General features: G+C 46.4%; 23 protein-coding genes. 12 read left to right on the forward strand and 11 right to left on the reverse strand.

Going from position 1 to position 18538, the window contains the following annotated elements; translation table 11 throughout:
* The 10 genes from MNV_RS20160 to MNV_RS07975 all read left to right on the forward strand — a co-directional run.
* Positions 1-212 (forward strand): hypothetical protein (locus MNV_RS20160; RefSeq protein WP_218837945.1); only part of this gene is annotated, 212 nt, incomplete at its 5' end.
* Between the two features lie 272 nt (positions 213-484).
* On the forward strand, positions 485-787 hold the full coding sequence (locus MNV_RS07935; protein ID WP_096205041.1) for a hypothetical protein: 303 nt from the start codon (positions 485-487) through the stop codon (positions 785-787).
* A 9-nt stretch (positions 788-796) separates the two neighbouring features.
* Positions 797-2239 (forward strand): hypothetical protein, encoded by a 1443-nt coding sequence (locus tag MNV_RS07940; RefSeq protein WP_096205043.1) that lies wholly within the window; start codon positions 797-799, stop codon positions 2237-2239.
* Between the two features lie 70 nt (positions 2240-2309).
* Positions 2310-3122 carry a cytochrome c3 family protein gene (locus MNV_RS07945; protein ID WP_096205044.1) on the forward strand — a complete coding sequence of 271 codons (813 nt, stop codon included), beginning with the start codon at positions 2310-2312 and terminating at the stop codon, positions 3120-3122.
* A 3-nt stretch (positions 3123-3125) separates the two neighbouring features.
* Positions 3126-4034: a 4Fe-4S dicluster domain-containing protein gene (locus MNV_RS07950; protein WP_096205046.1), complete on the forward strand. Its 909-nt coding sequence runs from the start codon at positions 3126-3128 to the stop codon at positions 4032-4034.
* Positions 4031-5314, forward strand: coding sequence for an NrfD/PsrC family molybdoenzyme membrane anchor subunit (gene nrfD, locus MNV_RS07955; RefSeq protein ID WP_096205047.1), 1284 nt, complete (start codon positions 4031-4033; stop codon positions 5312-5314). The genes MNV_RS07950 and nrfD overlap by 4 nt, the downstream gene beginning before the upstream one ends.
* A 941-nt stretch (positions 5315-6255) precedes the next feature.
* Complete coding sequence (locus MNV_RS20165; protein ID WP_218837946.1) at positions 6256-6564, forward strand: hypothetical protein; 309 nt, start codon at positions 6256-6258, stop codon at positions 6562-6564.
* A gap of 18 nt (positions 6565-6582) precedes the next feature.
* On the forward strand, positions 6583-6885 hold the full coding sequence (locus tag MNV_RS07965) for a PadR family transcriptional regulator (RefSeq protein WP_096205050.1): 303 nt from the start codon (positions 6583-6585) through the stop codon (positions 6883-6885).
* Positions 6886-6899: 14 nt separating this feature from the next.
* Positions 6900-7847: a sodium:calcium antiporter gene (locus MNV_RS07970; protein ID WP_096205051.1), complete on the forward strand. Its 948-nt coding sequence runs from the start codon at positions 6900-6902 to the stop codon at positions 7845-7847.
* Between the two features lie 13 nt (positions 7848-7860).
* On the forward strand, positions 7861-8253 hold the full coding sequence (locus MNV_RS07975) for a hypothetical protein (RefSeq protein WP_096205053.1): 393 nt from the start codon (positions 7861-7863) through the stop codon (positions 8251-8253).
* Positions 8254-8337: 84 nt separating this feature from the next.
* On the opposite strand, the gene tnpA is transcribed toward MNV_RS07975, so the two are convergent.
* A complete protein-coding gene (gene tnpA / locus MNV_RS07980) occupies positions 8338-8793 on the reverse strand; it encodes an IS200/IS605 family transposase (RefSeq protein ID WP_096205054.1) in 456 nt (151 codons plus the stop codon).
* Between the two features lie 238 nt (positions 8794-9031).
* Between tnpA and MNV_RS07985 the strand changes: the two genes are divergently transcribed.
* Positions 9032-9520, forward strand: a complete 489-nt coding sequence (locus MNV_RS07985; protein ID WP_096205056.1) for a hypothetical protein — start codon at positions 9032-9034, stop codon at positions 9518-9520.
* Positions 9521-9574: 54 nt separating this feature from the next.
* Here the strand turns inward: MNV_RS07985 and MNV_RS07990 are convergent, their stop codons facing one another.
* The 5 genes from MNV_RS07990 to MNV_RS08005 form a co-directional block, all read right to left on the reverse strand.
* Positions 9575-9796: a hypothetical protein gene (locus MNV_RS07990; RefSeq protein ID WP_096205057.1), complete on the reverse strand. Its 222-nt coding sequence runs from the start codon at positions 9794-9796 to the stop codon at positions 9575-9577.
* A gap of 190 nt (positions 9797-9986) precedes the next feature.
* Entirely contained in the window at positions 9987-10139 is a 153-nt protein-coding gene (locus tag MNV_RS19510; RefSeq protein ID WP_179293871.1) for a hypothetical protein, read from the reverse strand.
* Between the two features lie 226 nt (positions 10140-10365).
* The gene (locus MNV_RS07995) at positions 10366-10854 is read right to left on the reverse strand and encodes a chorismate--pyruvate lyase family protein (protein WP_306453630.1); all 489 of its coding nucleotides are present in this window, start codon (positions 10852-10854) and stop codon (positions 10366-10368) included.
* Positions 10855-10865: 11 nt separating this feature from the next.
* Positions 10866-11180, reverse strand: a complete 315-nt coding sequence (locus tag MNV_RS08000) for a DUF5611 family protein (protein WP_306453631.1) — start codon at positions 11178-11180, stop codon at positions 10866-10868.
* A gap of 58 nt (positions 11181-11238) precedes the next feature.
* Positions 11239-12210, reverse strand: a complete 972-nt coding sequence (locus MNV_RS08005; RefSeq protein ID WP_096205061.1) for a hypothetical protein — start codon at positions 12208-12210, stop codon at positions 11239-11241.
* Positions 12211-12312: 102 nt separating this feature from the next.
* On the opposite strand from MNV_RS08005, the gene MNV_RS08010 reads away from it, so the two are divergent.
* Positions 12313-13059 carry a DUF128 domain-containing protein gene (locus tag MNV_RS08010; RefSeq protein WP_096205162.1) on the forward strand — a complete coding sequence of 249 codons (747 nt, stop codon included), beginning with the start codon at positions 12313-12315 and terminating at the stop codon, positions 13057-13059.
* 9 nt (positions 13060-13068) lie between these two features.
* Here MNV_RS08010 and MNV_RS08015 read toward each other — a convergent pair whose 3' ends face one another.
* The 5 genes from MNV_RS08015 to MNV_RS08035 form a co-directional block, all read right to left on the reverse strand.
* Positions 13069-14865, reverse strand: a complete 1797-nt coding sequence (locus tag MNV_RS08015; protein ID WP_096205062.1) for a M3 family oligoendopeptidase — start codon at positions 14863-14865, stop codon at positions 13069-13071.
* 102 nt (positions 14866-14967) lie between these two features.
* The gene (locus MNV_RS08020) at positions 14968-15597 is read right to left on the reverse strand and encodes a hypothetical protein (protein ID WP_096205064.1); all 630 of its coding nucleotides are present in this window, start codon (positions 15595-15597) and stop codon (positions 14968-14970) included.
* 1 nt (position 15598) lies between these two features.
* Entirely contained in the window at positions 15599-16012 is a 414-nt protein-coding gene (locus MNV_RS08025) for a hypothetical protein (protein ID WP_096205066.1), read from the reverse strand.
* A gap of 56 nt (positions 16013-16068) precedes the next feature.
* Complete coding sequence (locus MNV_RS08030) at positions 16069-17055, reverse strand: biotin--[acetyl-CoA-carboxylase] ligase (protein ID WP_096205068.1); 987 nt, start codon at positions 17053-17055, stop codon at positions 16069-16071.
* Positions 17039-18535: an acetyl-CoA carboxylase biotin carboxylase subunit gene (locus MNV_RS08035; RefSeq protein WP_096205070.1), complete on the reverse strand. Its 1497-nt coding sequence runs from the start codon at positions 18533-18535 to the stop codon at positions 17039-17041. Before MNV_RS08035 ends, MNV_RS08030 begins: the two co-directional genes overlap by 17 nt.
* Positions 18536-18538 lie beyond the last annotated feature (3 nt).

Genomic DNA, 18538 nt, shown 5'->3' on the forward strand with positions numbered 1-18538 from the left:
CCGTCCAATCCGTGTCATCCGTGTTCTATTACAATTGGAAATGTAACATCACTACTGAGGGCGATACCTTCGATACATATGTCTGCCATATAGCAAGGGAAACCTTCAAGGGGGCGCTCGGCTACGCTTTCGGGAATAAGGCGGAATTGAATATTAAGCATTTATTAACCCACGGCGATAGTTTTTGCGAGGTGATTGTACGGATGCCCTGAGGAGTATGTCAATAATGGCAGGAGCCTGGCATCAATTGCAACATAATAGCATATTTTAACGATTAAAGCCATCAATCGGTCTGTTATCGCTTGCCTGAAGATACTTTTTTTTGACTTTTTTTTGGCATTTATGCCAATTTTATGCCATTGATTGGCATTATTTGCTGTTCTATGCCATAATATGCTATTCATTGGCTTATCTTGCTAAATTTTTGTCAAATATTCTTTTAGCCTTGACATTAGATAGTCTTGACTAAAGAAGGTGGTCAAATATGAAATATTGGATCAAGTATGTTGCGGCTGCCATTTGTGGGACTATCGCAGGAGCGGCTTATTTCCTTCCCTCCGGGATGTTCCTCGCTTTTGTTGCAGGGTGGCTGTTCCTTATCCCGGCGGCGGGTATTGCACTTCTTGCCTACGGGCTGCGGGAACATGTGAAAGACAGAAAGAACAGAATCATGGTATCCATCAAACCAAACGAAGCAATGAGGGCGCTGGTTCGCAGGGAAATGGAACTCCAGAGAGAAAAAGAACTGCTGTTAAAAGAACTCAGCAACGGGGTAAAACGGGAGTAGTGGGAACCAATGATTGTCACTAGGCACATCTCCCTTGATAACGACTGCATTGAAAAGATGGGACCCTATGTTGAAAAACACAACGGCAATTTCAGTGCTGCGATCAGGGAGATAATCGACCGGGCAGGGAAATACAGTACCCTCAAGAACCTGCAAATAATAGACAATTCACTGTTCAAATGGATGCTGAACGAGACCGACGGGATGCTGGTGCCCGAAAAAATACTGGATGACCTGATTGATCCCATGCTGATAAATTCAATGCAAAAACTTGAAGAACATCTTAACCGCAGGTTCGGTGAGCTTGAGTGGGATATAAACCTCGCCCTGAAATGTGATAACGATACCTATCCCTCTGAAGTATTGATAGAAATAAAAGGCGCTGCCCAAAAAATAAAGTTCGCCGCCCGGACGCTTGCCCAGTACCTGGTAAAGAATTCACCCGAGCATGCACCCCTTGAGATTAAATCTGTTTTTAGCTCGGACGGGTGCATAAAAGTCGAGTTATCCAGATCGAATAAAAAAGATGCACAGAACAGCCTGATTACTTTTTTTGGCGGGATGAACGAGGTAATAAAAGCCATAAAAAGCCGCCCGGCTTTCTGGAGAGCCGTAATCAGCGGACATCTTCTGAGCAATTACAATATGGTCACTGTCCACAGGAATTACTTTGAGGACTTACTGGCAGGTAAAGTGCCAATGGGAGAAATAACGATAGAGACCCTTGCTAAAAAACCACTGCAAGAGATTCCGCTAAAAGAAATGCTCTCCCTGATAAAGGAAGTTTATGAGGCATCAAGGGTTACGGACAGGGTAGAGATTGACAGGGAGAACATAATATTATTCCACAATTATAGAAATAAGGATGTAATAGAAAAACTGAAAAAAAGCATTACCACGCTGCTGGAAGCCAACGGTCACCTGTACGATGCCAAGTCGACAGCCAATATGATTGTGCTGACACACAGACCTGATGTGGGCATAAAGATCAATGAAATCGTAAGCAATCTCAAGATCAGCAACAGCAGGGTAGACCAGGACCTGATAATGTTCATGGCTTTCCTGAAAGGGCTGAAAAACATTCCGGACATACCATTATCCCTGACATTTCTTGGCAGGAGGATGGGCAGGTCCCTGCTGCAGGAGTACGAGAAGGAGAACAATGTCAGGAACTGGGAACTGACAAACTTCCAGAAAGCTCTGGAAATCATCGATTCCAAACTCCACAGGGATAGCGAATGGAAACTGGAAGGGAAAAGCCTGCTGTACACGGTCAGGAAATGCAATATCGTTGCCGAGGGGAGCACATTCGATACCTGCGTCTGTCATGCCATACGGGAGACTTTCAAAGGGGCAATGAGCTACGCTTTCGGGAACAGTGCGGAACTTGAGATCAAAAAATTGCTATCACATGGTGATAATTTTTGTGAGGTGGTAATACGAGTGCCATAGAAGTTAATGATAACAGGAGAAGAGATCAAAAAACCGTTGAGCGGGAAAAATACAGGAGGGAGTGAGTAAGATGAAAACATTGCTTGAAAACATAACATTCGTAAAAGGAGTAGAATATCTTATAGTCGTTGCATTTTGTCTGGGATTTATCGCGTTCTGGATACTGGTGCACAACAGGGAGATCGAAGCAAAAAAGATTGTTTCAGTCGCTATCCCGCTTTCCCTGGTCTTCAGCGGAGCTGCTGTTGTACTTGCCACGAACGGCAGCCGGGAGCCTGCTGTCAGCACCACCATCCCGGAATCTGCAATCCCGGAGTATTACAGTAACGGCAGCCCTGCCACTTTCGCAGCACATAACCCGGATAACTGGCTTAATGTCAGTAACCCGGAATATCTCTCAATAACCTACGGACCTGCGGTGAAATTCCACCGGATAATGAGCGATAAAGTAAGTTGCTCAACCTGCCATCACAACAGCGGGAACGAGGTCCGTGCATGCAAAGATTGCCACAGTGCTCCGTTTAACCCCCAGAATTCAAGTAAGCCTGGTCTTAAGGCTGCCTACCATCAGAGGTGCATGGACTGCCATAAGGAGTTATTCAATGGCCCGGAGAGTTGTACCCATTGCCATGATGGAGGGGCTCCCGGCTCCCTGGCGGTTTCTGCTCCCGACCGTCCCCACGGGCTTACGTGGGAAACCTGTTCCGGATGCCATGCAGATGGAATTCCGGGAGGAGGGCAGGAGGCTAAGATAGTGTACCATGACAACTGCCTCCGGTGCCATACAAAAAGCATCGCAGGCGCTGCAGCGGTGCCTGCCGACCATGCAGGACGCGCAAGTAATACATGCCAGGGATGCCACAAGCCGTCGGGAGGAGGATAAAATATGGTAACCAGAAGAAATTTCCTGAGGATCGGGGGCTCGCTCATTGCCCTGAGTGTCGCGGGGAATAGCGTAAAAGCTGCCGAGGATTTTGAGGGCAACCCGGATCGTCTTGGAATGCTCTCGGACATGACAAGGTGCATCGGCTGCCGCCGCTGTGAAGCTGCGTGCAATAAAGCCAATAAGCTTTCACCTCCGAAAACATCGTTTGAAGATACTTCGGTCTTTGAGGAGAAAAGAAAACCCTATGTGGCTGACGTACAGTCTTACACAGCGGTCAACCGCTACGAAGTGAATGGGAAAACAGTTTACCGTAAAGTACAGTGCATGCACTGCGATGAGCCGGCATGCGCTTCCGCCTGCCCTGTAGGCGCGCTTAAGAAATCCCCGGAAGGACCGGTGACCTGGAACGATAAGGTGTGCATCGGATGCAGGTACTGCATCATAGCCTGCCCGTTCTATGTCCCTGCCTTTGAGTATTCAAGCGCATTTGATCCGAAAATACAGAAATGTTTCATGTGCTACCAGAACAGGATAACAAAGGGCATTATCCCGGCATGCGCCGAGGCATGCCCTGTGGAAGCGATCACGTTCGGTAAGAGAAGCGATCTTATCAAGCAGGCATGGCTCCGCATATGGGATAATCCGGATAAGTATATCGACCACATCTATGGTGAACATGAGGCAGGTGGAACAGGCTGGCTGTATATCTCAGGTGTTCCTTTCTCTCAGCTTGACTTCCAGATGGATATAGGGACGACATCGTATCCAAAGTACACCAAGGATTTCCTGTCTATGGTCAATCTCACCCTTGTTTCATGGCCTGCGCTGCTGGGAGGGTTTTACCTGGCATCCCGCAGGTCGCATACGGCTCATGATGAAAAACCAGATGAGGAGGTGGATGAACAATGAACGAATATCCAGGTGAGTATGTAAAAAAACAATATATAGAGAACGAGATAACACCGGGCAGGGAAGAGACCGGTGCCGAGATAATAAGTAACTGGCTAAGTGAAAAATTCTTCATGGGTCTTACCCCGAAAGAATATCTGAAGACTCTCATCACGCCGTTAAACTTTGTCGCAGGCATTATTATCGCCGTCGGGATGTTCCTTATATTCCAGCGGTTCCTATTCGGTCTTGAAACAATAACCGAAGCTTCCAACGAGCAGCCGTGGGGACTTTTCCTGAGCTGGGGGCTCTTTTCCGGCGTGCCTTTCTCAGCGTCGGGATTTATCATAGGAACGGCTGTGTACATCTTCGGGCTCAAGAAATACCAGCCTATAGTCAAGAATGCCATTTTGCTGGGTTTCCTGGGATACCTGTTCGCCGTGATATTCCTGATGATCGACCTGGGAAGACCATGGAGGATATATTATCCGATGTTCATCTCGTTCGGCACAGCCTCGGTCATGTTCCTTGTGGCGTGGCATGTGGCTCTTTACCTCTCGGTCCAGTTCCTTGAGTTCTCACCTTCCACACTCGCCTGGCTGGGCTGGAAGAACGTTCGAAAGATAGCCGTGAGCATGACCCTGGCTCTTACTATATTCGGCGTGATGCTTTCCACGCTTCACCAGTCGGCCCTGAGCGCGATGTTCCTCCTTGCACCGGGAAAGCTTCACCCGCTATGGTACACGTCATATCTGCCGTGGCTGGCTTTCATCTCGTCCATAGGAGGCGCGATTGCCCTGGTGATCGTGGTAACCAGGCTCACGCAGGTTTTCCTGAATGACAGGGCTGATTCCCACTACCTCTCGAACCTTGACGACATTACAATCGGTCTTGGCAGGGCGGCGGCTTTCGTCCTGTTCACATACGTCGGGCTGCGCCTGATCAGCGTAATTCACGAGGGCTCATGGAAGTACCTGAATACGCCCTTTGGCTACTGGTTCCTTGTAGAGATACTTATCCTGGGCATTGTTCCCTTCCTGTTCCTGCATGGGGTCCAGAAGAAGAACGTAAGGCTTGTCCAGTACTCCGCAGCATTGACTATGCTGGGCATTATTATGAACCGTTTCAATATATCCCTGATAGCCTTTAACTGGAAACTGCCGGAAAGGGGTCTGTTCTTTTGGAAAGAAGTACTGGTCGTCATGGCTGTTGTGACCATCGAGATATTGGTTTACCGCTGGGTCGTGAACAGGATGCCGGTGCTGAGGCAGCATCCGGACTATATCGGGGATGAGCACTGACTGCTGGCCCGGTCAATCCGCCACACACGTATGGCTGCGCCATACGTGGATTCCCATTTTTGAATACTGCTGGCTCGGTCACTACTCCGCACTGGAAGGTGCGGAGCATCAGAGTGAGTGCATGAGTATTTCCTATCGTTTATTCGTGGTTTTAGCTTTTGTCAGTAGATGGGGGCACGGGATATGTATTGGAATAGAAAAGATAGACATCTCATATTTCGAAATTCTCAATAGCTTTGCTTATGCCCCAGACTTCGATTATCTTTTCCTCGTTTATTTTTATCAAAATGCCCGTCATTCGTGATTAGAACTGCGCCTTCCTGAAGACAGGAAACGGCGTTATGATGTCTATTAAATAACTTCTCTTCTGGGAAATACGATTTGTAGAGGCGCAAAGTTTGCAAGTAAGCTATATTATATAAATAATCTCAGCATTTATTGAACAACATACGCAACAGCTTTCCATTCAACCGAAAGTTTTAAATTCATTGATATCATATCTCGATATCGGAATTTGATATTATGATTGACAAAGATTTTTTGGAACGAGCTTATAACCCCAGCTCAGAAACCCCTGGCGATTTATACAACCGACTCTTCGGCTGGGAAAAGAAAGAGGAAACTATATGAACCCTTTTTACTACGAACTCATCAATTATGTAATGTGGGCGGTCACTGCTCTCCTTATTTTTGTCCGCTACAAAAACCAAAGAGACTACTGGTATCTCTTGATTGGTTGGTCGCTCGTCTTTCCACTCGACTATATATCTGATAAATATAGCCTGTTTCTTAGATACAATGAGGGCTTTACTATGCTCTTTGATCGCTACCCTTTGTTTCTACTTCCTGCCTTTGGGTGGTTCTTCGCCCTTCCGACAATCCTTTGCTTGCGCTTTAAGAACAAGATTGATGCTCTACATCTGTGGCGGAGAGTTGGCATTTTGTTTGTAGTCTTTTTGGCTTTGGGCTTTGTAGCAGAGATTGCCTCCACGTCGTCTGGTTATTATGCTTATTACTGGCCAAGCACGTGGATGATTAACGGAGTCGTGCCCTTGTCTATTCCTATTACTGACTCCATATACCTTGTAATGCTGTATTTCGGACACAAAGTGGCAATAGAGTATTCGGTAAACAAAAAATGGATATCCGGGTTTCTTATTCACATAGGCACTTACTATGTGGTGTTTGCACTTGGAATTTTAATAACTTGGCTTTTCGTCTGGGCCCTGGGAATCAAGCCGACATGGTAACCATCGTAATCTGATATTATGATAGACAAAGATTTTTTCCTTGGATTTATAAAAGTCCATATACTTCATCATGCCAGAAAAGAAGAGATTTATGGAGTAGAAATTTTAGATGAATTGAGAAGGCATGGCTATTCCCTGAGTCCAGGTACGCTGTATCCCACTCTTCATCTGCTGGAAAGAAAGGGTTACTTGAAAAGTAGAAAGGAAACCGTAAATGGGAAGGTAAGGAAATATTATGCAATCACGCCAGCAGGTTCAGAAATGCTGGAAAAGTCAAAAATGAAAATTAGAGAACTTGTGGATGAGGTTTTGGGTAGTTAAGGAGGTTATAAAAAATGAACACAATTGTATCCATAACACTGTTTGTTGTCGGACTTGGACTGGTCATCTATTTTGCTGAAAAACTTGTCAAGGGAGTTGTTGGAGCATCCATAGGATTTGGTATTTCCACATTCCTCATCAGCGTCATCTTTATCGGCTTCGACCCGGAAAATCTTGCTGTTGGGGCTGTAGGCTCTTTTGAGGGAGTAGCAGGAATTGCCCTGGGTTCCATCATCGGAGCTGCTATGGTTGCGATTGCCCTTGCATTTGGGATAACAGCAATTGTTGCACCTATGAGGTTTGAGCATGTCCCAAAGCAGATTCTTGCCGTGCCCATTCTGGCAGTACTTATCTTCTGGATATTAGCCTTTGATGGACAGCTTTCGAGAATGGATGGCGCATTTTTGCTCCTTGGGTTTGTTCTCTCCATTGTCTATCTTCTGCGGTTAAGTAAAAGAGGGCTTGATATCAAACCTACAGGAGAGGTTGCCGAAACGCTGGAGGAAGCTGAAAACTTAAGCAAATGGAAATCTTTTGGGCTTCTTCTTCTATCGCTTGCAGCTATCATCATTGGAAGCGAAATGCTGGTCACAGGTTCTGAGACCATCATTGCAAGCCTCGGGCTTTCTGATACTGTTTTTGGAATGACTATCCTTGCATTTCTGGTGAGCATCGAGGAGCTTGCAAGAGAGCTTCCAGCAGCGCTGAAAGGAAGACCTGAGATCAGCTTTGGGAATGTAGCTGGTTCCATCCTTGCTTTTTTCCTGTTTAATGCCGGGATTATAGCTCTGGTAAATCCTATCACAGTGGATACTGAGGTCTTGAGGTTCTATCTTCCTCTGTGCTTCGGTACGGTTATTGCGGTCTCGCTTTTTATGATGACCAAGAATATACCACGCTGGGCCGGTGGAATTTTAGTTGCCCTATATTTGATTTTCGTCATCGGAGGCTTTATCAGGTAGGAGTGTTACGGAAATGACAGAAGCAAAATCAACAAAAGTGAAAAGTATAATACCCTTTGACCAGCCAATTAAGATTGCTTTATTGTTTTTCCACTTTATCGGTTTCAGTATATGGTATGGAGGTGCAGTTATAGGTGCAGAAGCATCTGCCACATTTCCTGTGATGGCAGTGGTTTCTGGTGTGCTTCTGGTTGTTCGCGAACTCTATAAGGATGGGTTTGTATGGCTTATTGTAACTGAGGGAGCGTTGACCATTGTCAAAGTCGCGCTGCTTGTAGTTGCCAGTACACTGATGAGATATGAAGTTCCTATCTTGAGCATAGTAATACTGTGTGGGCTTCTCAGTTCACATCTTCCTGAAAGAATTAGAGAAAAGCTGATAGTGGGATGGGGCTATTACCAGTAATAGAGGCGTGCCCGTATTCAGTTCCACAATTATTATGCTGGTTTTAGAAAATCCTATGATGCACACTATCCCTATTGCCTTCAGTCACAAACCCCGTACATAAGGACGAGGCCTGTATATAGCGTTTTTTGCATGGTGTATATCCTGAGTTTCAATATACTTGCTTACAACTTCCCACCCATTTCCCACGCTTCCATGAAAACAACTTGGCGCCCAGAGATGGTCTCCGCACCATTCTTTGAGATGAGGGAAAGCTTCCCGTAATCTCTTGCTCGAAACTCCTTTTATCTTCTTCGCGATATAGCTCAGAGAATATTTTGGAGGATACCGGAAGAAAATATGGACATGGTCGGGATTTATGGCAATCTCGATTATTTCGATGCCCATTTCCGCACATGTTTTACAGATAATGCCCTCCGCAATCATTGCGACATCGTCCACCAGTATCTTTCCCCTGTACTTGGGAGCGAATACAATGTGATCGGACAATAAAGATACCGTATGTCTGTCGTGGCGGAGTTCTTTATTTTTCGTGTTCATTAAAGTCCAATAATGCCCGCTGAATTAAAACGGCTTGGCAAGCAAAGTGAAAGTATTAATGGAATTGACATAAACTAAACGCAGCATTAGGCGCAAATGGCAAACCGTCCCGAATGGAAGGGTAGATATATCCTGCGCACTTGGAGGTGTTGCACATCAGCATAACTGCCAACACGAATTGAAACTGTCACGTATTGGCGATACCTTCATATCTAACCTCCACTTTTAATGTAAAGAGATGACAGGACGCTCAATCGATATAGCACTCACGCAGTCAGAAGCCGGCGGCTGTATGGAATCGGTTTATGAAAACGTTTGCACGCTCACAACAGATCCTGAGTTGAGTTTTAATTACGCCACAACGGACGAGCTGAACAACTGGGGATTCTCTGAAGGATGTTTTAGCTGTTTTTTGCAGGATAAAAAAGACGTGATAATACAGGTCATTACGACATATCACCACAGGGATGGGGCGAACTGCGCATACCAGGCTGATGTGGACTATTTAAAAAAGAACGATTATGGTAAGTTAATAGAAGCAAAAACATTAGGTGAAGCCTCTGTCCTGTTCGAGAAAAAGCAGAGCGACGGGACAACTTATAATCTGTTATTTTTTAAAAACAATGTTTTTGCTTCGATCAGCGCTAAATATAAAAAAGAGAAAGCTGATAACGTCCATCATATCATCGGACTTGCCGAAAAAATAGAAGGAAAGATCGCAGTATAATATTTGAGTATATACTGCGTTTGTGCAGATGTGGACCTTAATCAAGTAGCCGGATTATGCGTCTAATTCAGCATCCTGACCGATCACAGTACGCTCAGATGTGGCATCGATTAGATCTTCTTTATTGATTTTATTCTTTGCCTCATAGTATTTCTGCTGCCACACACTTATCTGTTCTATTGCGAATTTTGCCTTCACATAGGGATTAAGTCTCTGGAACTCTTTATCCACATCGCCTAACAGTATTTTGATTTTGTCTTCATTCTTATCTCCCATTTTCTTTGCCCCCCGTACTATCTAAGATTTTAACTTTTGGAAATTATGTCCTCCCCTCCATATCTTAGTATAAACGTAGAGGTCGGGTACAACGTAATTCCCACTCCGTCGGTAAGAAGTTGTATTGTTATATGTATATATAAAACCATCGGAATTTTCATTCAGGTTTAAAATATCATATCCTGCCATATCAGCAAAACCTGTATTTCAAGTAAACTTTCCTGAATTTCCGCTTCCAGACATTGACCTGATTTGCTGCAAGCTTTGCCCGCTCATTCGGGGGGAGCTTCCTTAACTCTATATCTATTTCACTTACCAGTGATTCAATCCTATTTTTGTTCACTTTTCCCATCTCCTTCGCCATCTGTATATTTACCAGGGTTTTTATTTACAGCGGTTCTCTCCTCTTGTTCGCAACTATAGCTAATGCAAGAGATAAGTAAAACCTAAAATTTTCCCTTTATACCCTGTGAGAAAAACTTATGTTATAATGGTATTTATAACCTTCTGTACAATCCGTTTATTTTCAAATAAGCTATAAAATTATTTTACAATTTAGAATGAAGAATTCATATCTCCCACCTGTTATCCACAGGAAAGCACTCATTGATCCACATAAGTATCCTGTTATTATAGATGATATTGTACTCCCTTGAAAGCACGGGGATATCTCCGAAGAAATCACTGCCGACAATCTCCATTTTCAGTATATCCCGCCTGGTCTCAAGCTTGTGCTCCCGCAAAATCCTGCCTATCGGGATATCCGCACGCATAAGGTCGCTGCTGACCGCGGGCGGCATTCTTTTAACAGCCGCAAGGGACTTTGCCAGCACATATGTTGTTCCTTCCGCGTTCAGCGTCACAAGCCTGCTGTTCACTTCATCCCCGGCTTCTATTTCCAGAAGCCTTGCAATGTCGTGCGTGGCTTTTATGATTTTCTGCTCCAGGGTCACGACTTTAACTTTTTTCCCCGTAAGCAGCTCAAGCAGCAGTGTGACAGAACCGTCAGTGCCCGCACAGATGCGGAGGCATACGGGAATATCCGGTCTTTTTAGCACATCCCACAAATTCAGGCTCCCTGCACGTCTTTTTTGGCTTTTGCAAGGCGCTCCTTTGCAGTATAGCCTGTCGCCTCTTCAAGAAAAACCCTGTAGCGCCTGTTAGTATCGAGAATAACATCATCAGCAGCGCCTTTGCCGGATTCAGAATCGACACACATCTTCTTTTTATCGACCCAGACCGCTAACCTTGAAAATGCGCCGTAACTCAGCGTAAGTTTACCGTTCTCTTCTTTCACTTCCGCGGGAAAATTCTTCTTCAGCACTTCTCCGACTCGAGCAATATCCTGGGAAAACCCTCGCTTAAACGAATACTCCTGAATAATATCACCGGCGTACTAAAGGTCTGGCATAAGATTAAAAGATTACTGAAAAATTACAGGCTCAAACAAAATCCGCATCATTATAGACTTTTACCGACTCTACTTTCCCGTCGTACCCATTGATCTCCAGAGCCTCGCTTTTACCTCTTATCTCCCATACCGGGATATGGAGCAAATCCATTTCCATGTTTATGTCCTGCGGTTCGGGGGAAAATACCCTGTTCTCGAACACTATCGTATCCCCTATCATCTCGTTCAGCCTTACCTGCTTTGTGTGTTCCCTGATAACCGCATCCAGAGCCCTGTTCAATGCATCCTTTTTCTCGACTTTTGGCTGCTTTATCTCATAATTCTGGGTAGGTACAAGCGTATTATCCTGGATATCCTTGTATTTATTGAAGGAATTTACACCTGTGAGCGCATTGATATAACCTTCGCCCTCGCCGTTGAGGTCTATAACCCTTGATTTGAACTTCTTCTGGCTTTGGAAAGAATACCTGTAATACCAGACAGGGACGAATTTTAACTGCTGGTACTTCGGTTTGCCGACCTTGGTTTCAGCAATCGATAAAGAGTCCGCCTTCCCGATGTTGACTGCAACAGAGCGCAGGAATATCCTGATGGTCTTCTCATACTCTTTTCTTGGCGCTTCTCTGGGAACCTGAGCCAGTGGCATACTTTCTTTTTTAATTGGCTTCTGTTCGCCGGGTTCTTCAAGCGCCCCTGCCAAGACAGCCCTTCCGACTCTGGATTCAAGCTCACTCTTGTCCCAGAGTATTAACCCCTCTTCAAGAGCCAGAGAGCGGATTTTATCATCAAACGATTCTGAGATCTGTATGCCTTTACCCCCGTAACTCTGCACGCTATTTGAGAAATGCCTGATGCTGTTGGCATTGGTGGAAGGCTCATATCTAATGAACAGGTGCTCCGAATCTTTCTCCGCAAGCAGGTCGCTTATTTCCGACGGATTTATACTGTAACCGTAATACGTGAAGATTTTTCTCAATATATCAATCACTGCTTGCTTGTTCATAGGTACTACACCTCTCACCCGACTGAAATACTTTATCCTTTTGAAAAAACCAATGATGATGTCGGTAAGTATTTATCACGTATTGTAATTATAAGAATCAAGATGACCGATATAACGTTCATAATCTCAAGGATCGAAAGCATGATGTACGAGGTCACCTTTGACCCTGTTCAACGCAAAGGGAAAATAATAGCCAATATATCAATCGTTGATGAGGCTGACTTCAAGAAGGTCCTTAACCTTATCAGGCAGGCCGTACACAGCGGTCTCTCGGTCAGCCCGTACATTAAAATAATCCGTTCGGGTGAAAAAATCGGGAACCTGAAAATAGAGAAGGGGAAAACAGGCATAGCCACGGCATGCAGCATCACGATAGACGGCGTACTGCTCAAATCCGGCGTACCCGTCAAACCCAAATTCGGAGGTGTTGTGGAAATCCACGACGGTTCACCGCTGCGGTTTACGGATATTTTAACGTATGAAAGTACGACCATCGACCCGCTTGATGTACTGATGTCGCAGGAACTCACCTCAGTAACCGAAATGGTCAATACCGGCTCAGGCAAGATACTGGCGAACCTGCGGGAGGCTCCCATGGCGGCACGCGACAGGATAGAGCAGGTGCTTGACTCCCTCGTGGAAGCAGGGTTCTCATGCATCCTTGAGGTCGGGGAACCCAACAGCGATATACTGGGCATCCAGGTGGGCAGGGATAAACTCGGTATTGCTGTTATCGGAGGCACCAATCCCATGGCTCTTGTGCAGGAGCATGGCATCGATATCAATACGCAGGAAATGTCGATACTTCTGGATATCGGGGAAATGACACATATAGATGAGGTAAAATAGGTTTAACCTTCAGGATTTTACTATCCCGCTTTCCTGTACAAGCTCCTCTGCCTGTTTTAACATTTCATCCATTATCTTTAATCCCTCTAGCCAGAAACCCGGGTCGTCCAGCCGTATCCCGAAATCTTCAAGCAGCCTCTGGGGGGACTCACTTCCGCCCGAGGCAAGCAGCTTCATATATCCGGGAACGAAGCTCTTTCCTTCTTCCATGAACATCCTGTAAAGAGAAAGCACAAGCAGTTCGCCAAATGCGTAGGCATACACATATCCCGGGGCTTCAAGAAAATGGGGGATGTAACTCCACCACGCCCTGTAATTATCCGTAAGGGTGACCGAGTCTGCGAACATCTCTTTCTGCGTTCCTATCCAGAGTTCTCCGAACCGCTCCCGGGATAGTTCGCCCTTTTCGCGTCTCTCCCTATGGATAGCATCCTCGAACCTGTTCATGGCTATCTGCCGAAACACAGTGGCGAACATTTCTTCAAGTTTAACGCACAGCAGGCTCAATTTCTCGTCTTTGTCCGCAGCCCTGTCCAGCAGCGACCTGAACACCAGCATCTCCCCGAACACCGAAGCTGTCTCTGCCGTAACAAGCGGCGTCCGGCTGTTGAAATAACCCTGCTCCTTTCCAGCAAGGTACTGGTGTATGCCGTGACCCAGCTCATGCGCCACGGTCATAACGTCGCGGTTTTTCCCGGTATAATTGACCATCACATATGGATGTACATCAGGCGTGGAGGGGTCGCTGAAGGCGCCGCCCCTTTTGCCGGGCATAACAGGGGCATGTATCCACTTTCCGTCAAAGAACAGCCGGGCAATCCCCTCAGCCTGCGGGGAAAAATCACCGTAGGCTCTCAGAACTATATCTTTACATTCATCCCAGGGGACGACCATTTCTGCAGATACGGGAAGCGGGGCATATCTATCATAGTCGAATAACTCGTCCAGCCGGAGTAATGCCTTTTTTAATCTGTAATATCTCCGGGGAATGTCATACCTGCTCCTGACCGCATCCACAAGCGCCTGAACGATTTTATCATCTATCTCATTATCAAGGTTCATGGAACTTATCCAGTCCGGATACTTCCGCAGGCGGTCCGTAATCATCTTATCCGCCAGGATGGTGTTGAAGATATGCGCAAGTACATGAAGCTGGGCCGATAATCCATCTGTGAACTCCTCTGAAGCTTTTGTACGCACCTGGCGGTCGGGATTATAGAGGTCTGAAAGCACCTCTTCCTCTGTCCTGCCTTCTTTTCCGAACTTTGTCTGGGAAAGCAGTTTCTCAAAGAGCTTATTCCAGCTACTTGCCCCGACCGGGGATAATTCAGCCAGAAGTTTTTCTTCTATTTCCGATAAATGGTGGGGTCGGTATCTTCTCAGTTTTTCCAGGTAATGCCTGTATTTGCTGACCGCAGGAGCTTCAAGAAGCGGCTGTGCAATAATATCATCCAGCGACGCCCACTCAAGCTCAAAGAAAAGGAGGTCTCTCTGGAACTGGCTTGCGGTTTCATGGAACTTCTGCAAGAACGCGCTTGAGCCTGCATCGTTAGCCTGCGTGGCGAAATTGAGATATGCGAACGAGCCGATGCGCGCGGTTCTTCGGGAGATGTCTTCAAGTTCGGTGACTGAGGTGAGAAGTTCGGTGGGGGAGATGTCTTTTAGCTTTCCGCGGTATTTTGATGAGAACGATGCGACCCGGCTCTTGATGGTTTCTATGTCCTTTTCAATGTTCCCGTCGTTGATGCCCCTGTAAAGTGGGGTTAAATCCCAGACTATATCTTCACTCCCAAGTTTGGCTGCCATATCTGATGAGTTTAGGTTAGTATCTATTAATGATATCTATTTAGTCCGTTAAGCCTTTTTTTAACTATCCTCTATCTGGAAGTATTCTGTTTTAATCTGCCCTCACCTATATCCATACTCCCTTTTCGCGCGCATCAAATCCCCTATCTTTGTAGAAGTCAGAAGTTCAAAGACTATCCCCACCAGGAACAGGACAAAGAGATAATAAGCCGCAGCCGAAGCGCCTTTACTCAGAGCAATAGCAGCAGCAACAAGAGGTCCTATGAGCGTCCCGATAACCCCGGATGCGTGCATGAGCGCCCTTGCTTTAGCAGAAGCTTTCAGGTATGAGAAATAATCGATCTTCAGCGTTGGCTCAAATTTTGCCGGGCCGTTGAGGTAATAACGCATGAACCTGATACCGAGCAGAGTGCCTGCGAGATAATGCGAGAGAGGATGCAGCGTCGTCAGAAGCACAAGGGCGCTGATGTAAAGCATCCAGTCAGAATTTACCAGGAAAGCCAGGACTATGGCAGCAATTGTAAGGGCAAGCTCAAGCAGGTTCCCGATTGGAACGCTAAGGGTGAAAGAAACTTTTTCCCTGAATCTTTTCTGGCTTATTCCTGCTATTAACCCCAGCAGCTCATCGTCATTTATTCTATCTCTTTTCACCTGGTCGATAATACCCATGAACTCTTTTCCGTTATAGTTCTTCCTGAGCTGCTGGAGACGCTCTTTTAATTCTTCGTGCATATTACCTCGTCACGATTATAATAAGGTCTTTACTGTCAAAAACCTTGCCATCATAAATCACCTGTGCTCTCGCATGATATTTTATCTCATCGCCTGCGGCAAGAGTTCCCCGGACATCCATGAGCCTGAATCCCGAATCCTCGCCAGGGCGCAGGTAGCCGAGATCATAACTTCCGGGAGTGAAATTGAGATAAGGTTTGTCTGATGAGTTCACGTTGAACCGGACAACAGGATTGATGCCTGAGACACCGGAGTTGTTGACACGTATCTTTACCTGTTTAGCCTCGCCGTTCTTGAGACTGATGCTTGAGGGCTCAAGGTCAAGAATCACATCCTTCTTTTCCTGTGTATTTTTTTCAGACAGGCACCCTGCAAAAAGTGCAGATACTACCATAATCGCAATAATTATTTTCATATCAGCAGGGTATTATCATCTTATTATTATTAAAAAGTATTGTTATTCCTGCCTTATCATGGTCTTCTCAGGTGCTCGCAGTTCCCTGCAACAATCTTTTCAAGCTTCCCCTCGCCTGTCTCCAGTACCAGTGCGCCCTCGCTGTCCACTCCTATCGCTTCACCGTATATCGTCCTTGCCTGGGTCGTGATCTTCACCCATTCCCCGATGGTCGCGGACATGTTCCTCCACTCTTCGAGTATGGGTGAAAAACCATCTTTCTGGAACTTCAAATAAAGAGACTCGAATTCCCCAAGCAACCTCTGAACGAATTCAACGCGGTTTATCTCGCTGCCAAGCTCTTTTTTCAGGGAAGTGGATGTCTCCCTGATCTCTTCAGGGAATGATTCGGTATCCACATTCGCATCTATACCGATTCCTACAACACAAAAATCTATCAGGTCGATCTCAGCCTCGATCTCGGTTAGAATCCCGCAGACCTTTTTCCCGTTTATCAATACATCGTTTGGCCACTTTATTTTTGCCGGAAGTCCGTAACTGCGGACTGTCTTTGCGACCGATACCCCTGCAAGGAGCGTTATCCTGGACGCGTACAGCGGCTGTATCTTCGGCTTGATGATTATGGAAAGCCATATCCCGCCTTCAGGAGATATCCACTTCCGTCCCATACGTCCGCGCCCGCCTGTCTGGGATTCTGCAATGACCACGGTCCCCTCCTCGACCGAGCCCGCTATCTCGCGGGCGATGATATTGGTGCTTTTGGTCTCCTTAAAATACTGGATGTCTCTTCCGATTATTTGGGTCTTAAGCCCTGCCTTAACCGCCGCCGGTGTTAACAGGTCAGGCGTACTGGCAAGCGAATACCCGATATTTGTAGATGATTCGATCATATATCCCTCAGCCCTTAATGCCTGGATGTGTTTCCAGACTGCTGCCCTTGAGATCGCAAGTTCATGAGCAAGTTCTTCTCCGGAAACATGTTCACCTTTTCTTGCGAGCAACTTCCCAAGTATATTATATTTTATTTTATCTCTTATATTCATTGCGCTCGCCGTCTTTTGCAGTCTGTATGTAAGCCCCGACAGCTGCAGTTATCGCCGCCACTTTCTTATCCTCCATAGTCAGGGCTGAAGCCAGCGTGGCTCCCTTCTCCTTTTCAGCTTCCACGACTCTCTCGACTTCGGCGATGATATTGTGGTCTTCTATGAAATGTGTGGTAAGCTCACCGCGCCTGAAATATTCGTTATTCATAACAGCCTTATGGAAGGGTATGTTGGTTGTCACCCCGACAATGATATATTCATACAGAGCGCGTTTCATGCGGGTAATTGCTTCGTTCCTGTCCCTTCCCCAGACCGTGAGCTTTGAGATGAGCGAATCGTAGAAAGGCGTTATGGTATATCCCGTGTGCACGCCGCTGTCCACACGCACTCCGGGACCTCCGGATGAACGGTATCTTCTGAGCTTCCCTGGCGATGGCGTGAAGTTATTCAGCGGGTCCTCGGCGTTCAGGCGGCATTCTATCGCCCATCCTATCTGCCTGATATCTTCCTGCCTGTAACTTAACTCTTCACCCGCAGCAATCCTTAACTGCTCCTTTGCAAGGTCAACTCCTGTGACGACTTCCGTTATCGGGTGCTCTACCTGGAGACGGGTGTTCATCTCAAGGAAATAGTAGTTCCCTTTTGAATAAAGGAATTCGATGGTACCTGCATTCGTGTAATCAATAGCTGCGGCAGCCTTTACCGCATCCGAGCCCATTCTTTCCCTTAATTTCGGCGTCATGACAGGGGACGGGGATTCTTCGATCAGTTTCTGGTGCCGGCGCTGGATCGAGCATTCACGCTCGCCCACATGGATCACATTACCGAAGGAATCAGCAAGTATCTGGAACTCGATGTGGCGCGGTTCTTCCAGGTATTTCTCGATGAACACCGTTGCATCCCCGAACGAGGACTTTGCAACCCTCTGTGTGGATTCGATGGTCTGAACAAGTTCCTCGGTTTTCCGGACTATCTTCATCCCGATACCGCCGCCGCCAGCCGCGGCTTTTATAATCACAGGGTAACCGATTCTCTCTGCGGTTTTCACGGCTGCATCAAAATCACTTATACCGCCATCGCTTCCGGGAACGACCGGGATCCCGGCGGCAACCATCGCTTTTTTTGCTGTTATCTTGTTGCCCATGTTCTCGATAGCCCTGCTTGTGGGACCTATGAATGCTACCCCCTCTTTCTCGCACCTTGCTGCAAAATCCTCGTTCTCGGAAAGAAAACCGTATCCCGGATGGATGCCTTCTGCGCCGGTTTTATGCGCTACGTCGATTATAGTGTCCATGTTCAGGTAGCTCTGGCTTGCCGGGGCAGGACCGATGGGATATGCCTCATCAGCATACTTTGCAAAGAGAGCGTTCTTATCGACGTCGCTATATACCGCAACAGTCTTTATGTTAAGCTCCCTGCATGCACGCATGACGCGGATTGCGATTTCACCGCGGTTTGCTATAAGCACTTTTTTGAACATAGA

Source organism: Candidatus Methanoperedens nitratireducens, assembly GCF_900196725.1.
Classification (GTDB): domain Archaea; phylum Halobacteriota; class Methanosarcinia; order Methanosarcinales; family Methanoperedenaceae; genus Methanoperedens; species Methanoperedens nitroreducens_A.

Coding starts and splice junctions, on each gene's coding strand:
- MNV_RS08005 (WP_096205061.1), bottom strand. CDS start 12,210: ATGAACAAGCAAGCAGTGATTGATATATTGAGAAAAATCTTCACGTAT.
- MNV_RS07950 (WP_096205046.1), top strand. CDS start 3,126: ATGGTAACCAGAAGAAATTTCCTGAGGATCGGGGGCTCGCTCATTGCC.
- MNV_RS07990 (WP_096205057.1), bottom strand. CDS start 9,796: ATGGGAGATAAGAATGAAGACAAAATCAAAATACTGTTAGGCGATGTG.
- MNV_RS07935 (WP_096205041.1), top strand. CDS start 485: ATGAAATATTGGATCAAGTATGTTGCGGCTGCCATTTGTGGGACTATC.
- MNV_RS08020 (WP_096205064.1), bottom strand. CDS start 15,597: ATGCACGAAGAATTAAAAGAGCGTCTCCAGCAGCTCAGGAAGAACTAT.
- MNV_RS07970 (WP_096205051.1), top strand. CDS start 6,900: ATGAACACAATTGTATCCATAACACTGTTTGTTGTCGGACTTGGACTG.
- MNV_RS07965 (WP_096205050.1), top strand. CDS start 6,583: ATGATAGACAAAGATTTTTTCCTTGGATTTATAAAAGTCCATATACTT.
- MNV_RS08015 (WP_096205062.1), bottom strand. CDS start 14,865: ATGGCAGCCAAACTTGGGAGTGAAGATATAGTCTGGGATTTAACCCCA.
- MNV_RS07975 (WP_096205053.1), top strand. CDS start 7,861: ATGACAGAAGCAAAATCAACAAAAGTGAAAAGTATAATACCCTTTGAC.
- tnpA (WP_096205054.1), bottom strand. CDS start 8,793: ATGAACACGAAAAATAAAGAACTCCGCCACGACAGACATACGGTATCT.
- MNV_RS08010 (WP_096205162.1), top strand. CDS start 12,313: ATGACCGATATAACGTTCATAATCTCAAGGATCGAAAGCATGATGTAC.
- MNV_RS07945 (WP_096205044.1), top strand. CDS start 2,310: ATGAAAACATTGCTTGAAAACATAACATTCGTAAAAGGAGTAGAATAT.
- MNV_RS07940 (WP_096205043.1), top strand. CDS start 797: ATGATTGTCACTAGGCACATCTCCCTTGATAACGACTGCATTGAAAAG.
- MNV_RS08025 (WP_096205066.1), bottom strand. CDS start 16,012: ATGAAAATAATTATTGCGATTATGGTAGTATCTGCACTTTTTGCAGGG.
- MNV_RS08035 (WP_096205070.1), bottom strand. CDS start 18,535: ATGTTCAAAAAAGTGCTTATAGCAAACCGCGGTGAAATCGCAATCCGC.
- MNV_RS08030 (WP_096205068.1), bottom strand. CDS start 17,055: ATGAATATAAGAGATAAAATAAAATATAATATACTTGGGAAGTTGCTC.
- MNV_RS07985 (WP_096205056.1), top strand. CDS start 9,032: ATGACAGGACGCTCAATCGATATAGCACTCACGCAGTCAGAAGCCGGC.
- nrfD (WP_096205047.1), top strand. CDS start 4,031: ATGAACGAATATCCAGGTGAGTATGTAAAAAAACAATATATAGAGAAC.